At 69.2% G+C, this 7,597-nt stretch carries 4 protein-coding genes and 1 pseudogene; 1 reads left to right on the top strand and 4 read right to left on the bottom strand.

The window, feature by feature from the left end; translation table 11 throughout:
* Both AB0F61_RS26885 and AB0F61_RS26880 read right to left on the bottom strand, forming a co-directional pair.
* A partial coding sequence (locus tag AB0F61_RS26885; RefSeq protein ID WP_357814860.1) for an endo-1,4-beta-xylanase occupies window positions 1–566 on the bottom strand: 566 nt, incomplete at its 3' end.
* A gap of 571 nt (window positions 567–1,137) precedes the next feature.
* Window positions 1,138–2,139 carry a PaaX family transcriptional regulator C-terminal domain-containing protein gene (locus AB0F61_RS26880; protein ID WP_357814857.1) on the bottom strand — a complete coding sequence of 334 codons (1,002 nt, stop codon included), beginning with the start codon at window positions 2,137–2,139 and terminating at the stop codon, window positions 1,138–1,140.
* Between the two features lie 267 nt (window positions 2,140–2,406).
* Here AB0F61_RS26880 and AB0F61_RS26875 point away from each other — a divergent pair, with 267 nt between their 5' ends.
* The gene (locus tag AB0F61_RS26875; protein ID WP_357814854.1) at window positions 2,407–3,774 is read left to right on the top strand and encodes a PHB depolymerase family esterase; all 1,368 of its coding nucleotides are present in this window, start codon (window positions 2,407–2,409) and stop codon (window positions 3,772–3,774) included.
* A 113-nt stretch (window positions 3,775–3,887) separates the two neighbouring features.
* On the opposite strand, the pseudogene AB0F61_RS26870 reads toward AB0F61_RS26875, so the two are convergent.
* Both AB0F61_RS26870 and AB0F61_RS26865 read right to left on the bottom strand, forming a co-directional pair.
* Window positions 3,888–5,489 (bottom strand): annotated as a pseudogene (locus AB0F61_RS26870) (arabinofuranosidase catalytic domain-containing protein); the annotation flags it as partial.
* A gap of 180 nt (window positions 5,490–5,669) precedes the next feature.
* Window positions 5,670–7,505, bottom strand: a complete 1,836-nt coding sequence (locus AB0F61_RS26865) for an RICIN domain-containing protein (RefSeq protein WP_357814852.1) — start codon at window positions 7,503–7,505, stop codon at window positions 5,670–5,672.
* Window positions 7,506–7,597 lie beyond the last annotated feature (92 nt).

The raw sequence follows: 7,597 nt of genomic DNA, 5'->3' as shown, positions 1-7,597 counted from the left end.
GCCGCCCGGAACGCCGCCTCGATCCAGTCGTTGCCCGTGCGCTGCAGGTTCGAGTCACGCCGCCCGCCGCTGTTACCGTCGGCGAACGCCTCGTTCACCACGTCCCACGCGTAGATCTTGCCCCGGAAATGGGTCGCCACCTGCGTGACATGGTTGATCATCGCGCTGCGCAACGCACTACCGGACATGGTCTGCGCCCAGCCCGGCTCCTGCTGGTACCACAGCAGCGCATGACCCCGCACACTCATGCCGTTGGCCTGCGCGTGACTGACCAGCCGGTCACCACCGGTGTAGTTGAACCGACCCTGCTGCGGCTCGGTCGCGTCCCACTTCATGTCGTTCTCGGCCACGACACTGTTGAACTCGCGGTTCAGGATCGTCACGTACGTGTTGTCGGAGAGCTTTTGCCCCGCGACGGCCGCGCCGAAGTAGCGGCCCTTCTCGGCCGCCGCCGCCTTCAGGGTCGTGCCGGCACCGCTGGCCGTGGGGGCGAGCACCGCCGTCATGCCCGCGGTGAGGGCGACGGCGAGGCTCGCCGCCGCCAGCAGAGTTCTCTTGGGTTTCATGTCGTTCCTTTTCGGTGGTGGTCGCAACGGTGGTGGGGGACGTGCCACCCTTTTGCCAGAATCGGTCCGGGAAGGCTGGCGTGGATCACGGCGCGCTCAGCGGGGGTTGGCAGCGGTGCTGTTGGTGTCGACCGTGTCGATGAGCGACCCGGTCGGGGACGGGTGAGCCCGCGCCGAAAACGAAGCCATGATCCTCCTGTGACGAGGAACCGGGATGAGCATCCTTCGCTGACCGGTACCGACACCTGTCGTCCGGCCGGCTGACGCCGCTGCCGAGGGTGCGTGATCGACGTCCGCATGCCCTGGGGAACGTCGTGATCGTGAGGTGCGACAGCGGCTCGCCCGGTGAGCCACAGGTGCTGTCTTCCTCGATATCGAGGGTGAGCGATAACATGCCGTTCGTCAAGACGTAACATAAGCCCGGATCGATGTTGCCGAGCTCAGGTTCCGCCGAAGCCTGCCTCGTCACCGTCGTGCCGACGTGCTGCCCTCGTGGGGAGTCAGCCGCGCCGGCAGCACCTCGTGCACGCGCCGATCACGATGACTCTGTTATCGCTCACAGGACGGCGGATCAGTAACCAGCGGATCCGCCGTGAGCCGATTCCGTCGGGTTCGCGGCGGGGCGCACTCCGGCCAGCATGTCGGCGGTGGTGTGGGCCTCGATGCCGGGCAGCTCGCCGTCGGCGAACCGCGCGACGACCGCCCGGACGTGTCGCTCGGCCGGCGCCGCGAGGCCGTCGTAGACGGCCTCGAACACCTCCCGCGCCGGCCTTCTGAGCCACTTCTCGGGCAGGAGTTCCAGGGGCAACTGCGGATCGAGGACGGGGAAACGCCGGAAGGTGTCCATCACCTCGGTCCGGGTCCGCACCGCTGCCGCGCCGTCGATCTCCCCGGCGACCACCCGGGGCAGCACCGCCGTCCACTGCTGGAGGAACGCCTGGTAGCTCCGGCCGATCTCCGCGATGTCCCAGGCCTCGATCGGGGCACGGTGGGTGGCGGACGCGATCGCGGTCTGCCGGCCGCGAAAAACCGTGACGGCACCGAGGGTGAGCTGGTCCAGCAGGGCCCGAGCAGCAGGGGTCAGCTCGTCCGGCGAGATCCACAGGCCGTCGTACAGCGGCGCGTATCCGAGCCACCGTAGCTGTGCGCGAAGGGCCCGGCGCTGGGCACTCCGGTCCTGCGGCAGCGAGAACGCGACGATCGTCCAGCACCCGTCCCACGGCACGGTCGAGCTGGTCGAGGCGAGGATCCAGTTGCCACCGGCGGAGAGGTTGGCAGCCGCCGCGCGGCTGAGCCGGTACGAGCTGCGCCGTCCCAGCCGGCTGCCCTCCAGGACGCCACGACGGGCCAGCCGGCTGATCGCGGTACGCGCGCCGGCCGTGGTCACCCCGGTCTCCGCGAGCAGCGCGACGATGGCGGCGGACGGGATCGCGGCACGAGTGCGCAGGGTGTAATCCGCGAGCAGGGTCACCGCGACACCCTGCGGCGAGTTGCCGACCTGCCGCCGGGGCAGCCGCAGCGGCTGGCCATCGTCGTCGGGATAGATGTCGTCGATGTCGAACGGGCTTGCCACAGGCGCTCCGTGCTCCTCAGGGACGGTGTGACGACTGTAGACGGAGAGCCGTCGAGCAGGTGCGGGACGGCCAACCTTCGATAGAAGTACTTCGATTGACACTTGTTGGTCCGAGGAGAACACTGATCGCCACGCGATGTGGTCCCGGAGTCGGGCAGGGCGAGCCACCGGTAGCGGGCATCGCGCGATCACCGCGGGCCTCGGGCACACCCGCGACCGGATCGCGCGGCCACCCACGCCTGCACAGGCAGTCGAAGGAGTCGTCCGTTGAAAATCAGAAGGAAACTGCTGCTCACCCTGGCCGTGTCGCTGACGGCGGCCGGCCTGGCCGTCCCCGCGATCCAACCCGCGTACGCGGCATCACTGACCGAGGTGACAAGCTTCGGCGACAACCCGGGCCGGATGCGGATGCACGTCTACGTGCCGGACAACCGCCCAGCCAGGCCGGCCACCATCGTGGCCATGCACGGCTGCGGTGGGTCCGGCCCCGGCTTCTACTCCGGCAGCGAGTTCGCGAGCCTGGCCGACCGGTACGGATTCATCGTCATCTACCCATCCGCGACCCAGCAGGCCGGGTTCGGCAACTGCTTCGACGTCTGGTCGGACGCGGCCAAGCGGCGCGGCGGCGGCAGCGACCCGGTGTCGATCGTCTCGATGGTCCGGCACGTGCAACAGCAGTACGCCGCCGATCCGGACCGGGTCTACGCCACCGGCAGTTCCTCCGGCGGCATGATGACCAACCACATGCTGGCCCTCTACCCCGACGTGTTCAAGGCCGGCGCCGCGTTCATGGGAGTGCCGTTCAACTGCTTCGCCAACGCGGCCGACTTCCCACCCACCAGCAGCCAGTGCACCGGCGGGAACATGAACCGCACGCCCCAGCAGTGGGGCGACGCGGTCCGCCAGGCGTACCCCGGTTACTCCGGGCCCCGCCCGCGCATCCAGTTGTGGCACGGCACCAACGACACCCTCGTGCCGTACTCGCTGTTGCAGGAGTCGATCGAGCAGTGGACGAACGTGTTCGGGCTGAGCCAGACACCCACCTCCACCGACACTCCGCAGCCGAACTGGAACCGGCGCAGGTACGCCGACAGCGGCGGCACGGTGCAGGTCGAGGCGTACAGCATCCAGGGCGCCGGACACAGCCTGCCCGCCAGCGGCATGGCCGCGTCCGCCATCCAGTTCTTCGGCCTGTCCAACCCGACCAACCCGACCACGCCGCCCCCGAACCCGACGACCCCGCCCCCGAACCCGACTACCCCGCCCCCGAACCCGACCACACCGCCGCCCAACCCGACGACCCCGCCGCCGGGCTCCGGCGCCTGCCGGGTGACCGTCGCCGTCAACGCCTGGAACAACGGGCTGACCGAGAACATCACGATCACCAACACCGGCACCAGTGCCGTCAACGGCTGGTCCCTGGTGTTCACCCTGCCCGGCGGCCAGAGCATCACCTCGGGCTGGAACGCCTCCTACTCCCCGAACTCGGGGCAGGTGACGGCCAGGAACGTCACCTACAACGCCGGCATACCCAGCAACGGATCGGTGACCGTCGGCTTCCAGGCCACGCACACCGGCAACACCGCCACGCCGACCTCGTTCACCCTCAACGGCGCGTCCTGCTCGGTGGCCTGACACCGAGCGGCACAGACCGCCGGCCCGGGCCAGCGGGCGTCGACGAGAGTGCGCCGGTCACCACCTGGTGGTGACCGGCGCACCTGTCGTTCTGACGCCGATGCCCGGGACCAGCGGTAGCCGGCGCTCACGATGCTGGCCTGCACCGCGGCCTCGGTCGCGTCGGACGGGTAGCCGGCGACCATGGCCCCCTCGTAGAACGTGCCGGCGCTCAGGTTCGCGCCGCCGTCGGGCTTGCAGCAGTCACCGCCACTGCCCAGGATGATCGCACCCTGCTTCTTCATCGGGCTGTAGCCCGGCGGGAGCGAGCCGTCGTACAGCGTGTAGAGGCTGCCGGACGTGGCGTCGCTGCCCTTGATGGCGAAGCGGCTCGTGCCGTTGTTCTTGAGGGTCGCGGTCACGAACTTGCTGGTGAAGGCGCGCTGGTTCGGGTTCCAGCTCTGGCTGCCACCGGGGAACAGACCCCACTCGAGGTCAGCCTGCACCCAGGGTCCGCTACCGGAGCAGCCACCGAACCAGCACTGCTTGCTGAAGTTGATGGCGTCCATCGCACCGGCGGCGTCGGCCTTGCGAGTCGTCTCGCTGTTGCCGTAGTCGAAGCAGCAGCCGCTGTTGACGTGGGTGCCACTTGTCACCATGTACATGCCCTCGGGAGCGGCGCCGGTCGGCACCCCGGTGAGGTGCCCGTCGCGCCAGTAGCTGTTGCCGGGGTTGATGTAGAGCGAGTACGCCTTGGCGCCGCCCACGGTCAGCGACTCGGTCGTCGCGGTCGCCGGCCTGCTCTGCGGGCTGCCCGGAACCACGCTCGACCCCTGGTACCAGAGGTCGTTGCCGCGGCCGGACTGGTCGAAGACGACAGTGATCACGCAGGTGGTGCCGGTGCAGAAGGAGTCCTGCGTCGCCGCGACGGCGGTGCCGCCCGCGCCGGAGACCCCGATGTTGCGGGTGGTGTTGTCCGACGAGCGCCGGACCTGGTAGAGGTTGCCGGTGTACGCCGCGTAGAGCGCCCGCGTCGTGCTGTGCGCCGCGACGCACGGGGTGCCGCCGGAGGCGTAGATGTCGCACGGGCGAGCACCGCTCGGCGGCGGACTGGTCGGCGGCGCGGAGGTCGGCGGCACGGAGGTCGGCGGCGTGTTGGGCGAGGCCCACTGTTGGTTGGCGCCACCGTTGCAGGCCCACAGGATGACCTTGGTGCCGTTCGCGGTGCCGGCGCCGTTGGCGTCGAGGCACAGCCCGGACTGCACGCCGGTGATCGTGCCGTTGCTGTTGACGTTCCACTGCTGGTTGTTCTGGCCGTTGCAGTCCCAGATGATCGCCTGGGTGCCGTTCGTGGTGCCCCGGCCGGAAGCGTCCAGGCACTTGTTGCCGTACACCTGGAGTTGCTTGCTCGACGTCCAGGTCCAGGTCTGGCCGGAGGCGCCGTTGCAGTCCCAGAGTTGCGTCTGGGTGCCGTTCGTGGTGCTGGAGTTGGGCACCTCAAGGCAGCGACCGGACGGCGTGCCCACGATCGGAGTGCTCTGCCCCGGCTGGATGGTGGCCGCCGCGGCGGCCTCGGCGGCGAAGGGCGAGCTGTCGGGAGTGGTACCGATGCCGATGCCGACGACGACGAGCACCCCGGCGAGGGCACCGGCCAGGAGGGTCAGACGTCGGACGCGTTGACGTCTCGGGATGAGGTCGCGGGCTGTTGCTGGCCCGCTGCGGGACGGGGTTCGCACGAGGTGGCTCCTCGGAGTCGGGGAAGCGCGGGGGGATTGTCGACGCGCCACGGGCGGGTGGTGGCATGGCGAATCGCAGCGAATCGTATGACCTTTGTTTTATTCATGTCAATGAATGCGGTGGCGGGCGACGCGCTGGCCGTTGGGCGGACAGCCAGCGCGTCACCTCCCCCGGGACGACTACCGCCCCAGGATCCGCCACGTCTGGTTCAACGTGCCGCCCTGGTTGACCGCCTTGCAGGTCCACTGGTGGACAAGCGCGCCGGCCGCGGTGGAGACGCCACTGACATCGACACACTTGCCGCTGTGCCGGGCGACGAGTTGGTAGTCGTGCGAGTCGTTGCCCGAGTAGGTCACCTTGCGGAGGGTGAACTGCTGGTTGGAGCTGTTCAGGCAGGTCCACTGGTGCACGGCGGCGCCGTCGGCGGTCGACACGCCGCTGACGTCCAGGCACTTGCCGCTCTGCTGGTTGACCACCGTGTACGTGTTGGCCACGCCCGCGACCGGGCGGAAGTTCCAGAGCTGCTGGTCGCCGCCGTCGCAGTAGTTCTGCTGTTGGACGTTGCCGTCGGCGGTGCTCAGGCCGGCGTTGTTGAGGCACTGCTGGGAGTGCTGGGCCACCGCCACCGACTGGAACCCACCGTCGGACGGGGGCAGCAGGGTGACGGCGAAGGTGTCGGTCTGGTTGGTGTACGGCAGGGTCACTGTGGCGTTGTTGTTGGACACGCCGACCACGCTGTTCGAGACCGTGATCGGCCCCGGCACCGCGCCACCGCCGTTGTGCGGGATGCGTTGGGTGAGGACCCGGACCTGGTTGTTCTCCACGATGCCGCTCGTGGTGTCCAGGCGTTGCAGGTTGACGGTCAGGTTCCCGGTGGTACGACCACCGCCGACGAGGACCTTCGCCGTGCCGGTCGCCTTCGTGGCGAACGCGTCGTACGACTGGCTGGGGGTGACGGCCGCGATCTGCCCGGTCTGGGAGGCGTAGAAGCGGTAGTTCCACCACTCGCCCTTGGGCTGGTGCTGCCCGGCCGAGTTGCGGATCAGCAGGTTGCCCAGGTCGTTGTGCAGGCTGCCGCCGCTGGCCCAGTTCGCCCGCAGGCCGTCGGCCCGGGCCCGTTCCAGCCGCGCGATGTACCAGGCGCCGTCGGCCGGGTTCTGCTCGTCGGGCGCGCCGTACTCGTTGATCTGGTAGGGACGCGGGTGGGCGATGCCGCGCGGGTCGAGGGTGGCGTTGGCGGCGGCGACGTTGGCGACCGGGTCACCCGGCAGCGAGTGCCAACTGATGATGTCCGGAACCGTGTTCGTCGAGCGGACGAAGTCCAGGTACTGGTTCCAGAAGGCGTGGTTCGTCGACGGGACGCAGGCACAGCTCGGCCCGACGATGAGCTGGTTGGGGAACTCCACCCGGAGGCGCTGGTAGGTGCGGCGCCACAGTTCGAGGTACTGGGAGATCGGGCGGTTCCAGAAGATGGTGATGTTCGGTTCGTTCCAGATGTCCCACTGCACATTCAGCCCGGAGGCCCGGACGTCGCTGATGAGCCGGGTCAGGAAGTTGTCGTAGTCGGTCCAGTTGCCGTTGTCGCCGGGGAAGCGCGAGATTCCGGCGCCGTCGGCACCCCACAGGTCGTGCGGCAGGATGATGAACTTCCCACCGAGGGCGGTGGTCCGACGTGCCTGGGCGAGTGTGGAGTTCCACCGGCGGTCGTAGGTGCCGCCGACCCAGCCGCTGCCCGGGAGCTGCGCGCCGCCGGCGCGCATGGACTGGAACTTGACGTCTCGGTAGAAGTGGTCGGCCGGACCGCTGGCGTTCTCGGTCATGCCGTAGATCCAGCCGGACGCGCGGTAGGTCGGCGTGCCGTTGTCCGTGGCGAAGTTGACGCTTATCGACTCGTCGGCGGCCTGGGCCGGGGACGCGGCGACGGTTACGGCGGCGGTGGCGGCGAGCAGGCCGACCACGAGTCGGGCGACGAGCGCGCGGGCTCGGCCTGACCTGCCGGGGGACGGGGTTTTCATGGGCGGCTCCTTGGTGGGGCGCGGGGGACGCTCTCCGGAGGGCTGCGCTTGCGAATCGATTCGCACGGATCGTAGGACCAGGAACTGAACGA

The sequence above is a fragment of the Micromonospora sp. NPDC023888 genome (genome assembly GCF_040639415.1).
In the GTDB taxonomy this organism is placed as follows: Bacteria; Actinomycetota; Actinomycetes; order Mycobacteriales; family Micromonosporaceae; genus Micromonospora.
Note: the sequence above shows the minus strand (reverse complement) of the source record. Positions and strands in the feature narration are given on the sequence as shown.

Bases quoted from the DNA above. Each gene is read 5' to 3' on its own strand.
- AB0F61_RS26865 (WP_357814852.1), bottom strand. From the start codon at position 7,505: ATGAAAACCCCGTCCCCCGGCAGGTCAGGCCGAGCCCGCGCGCTCGTC.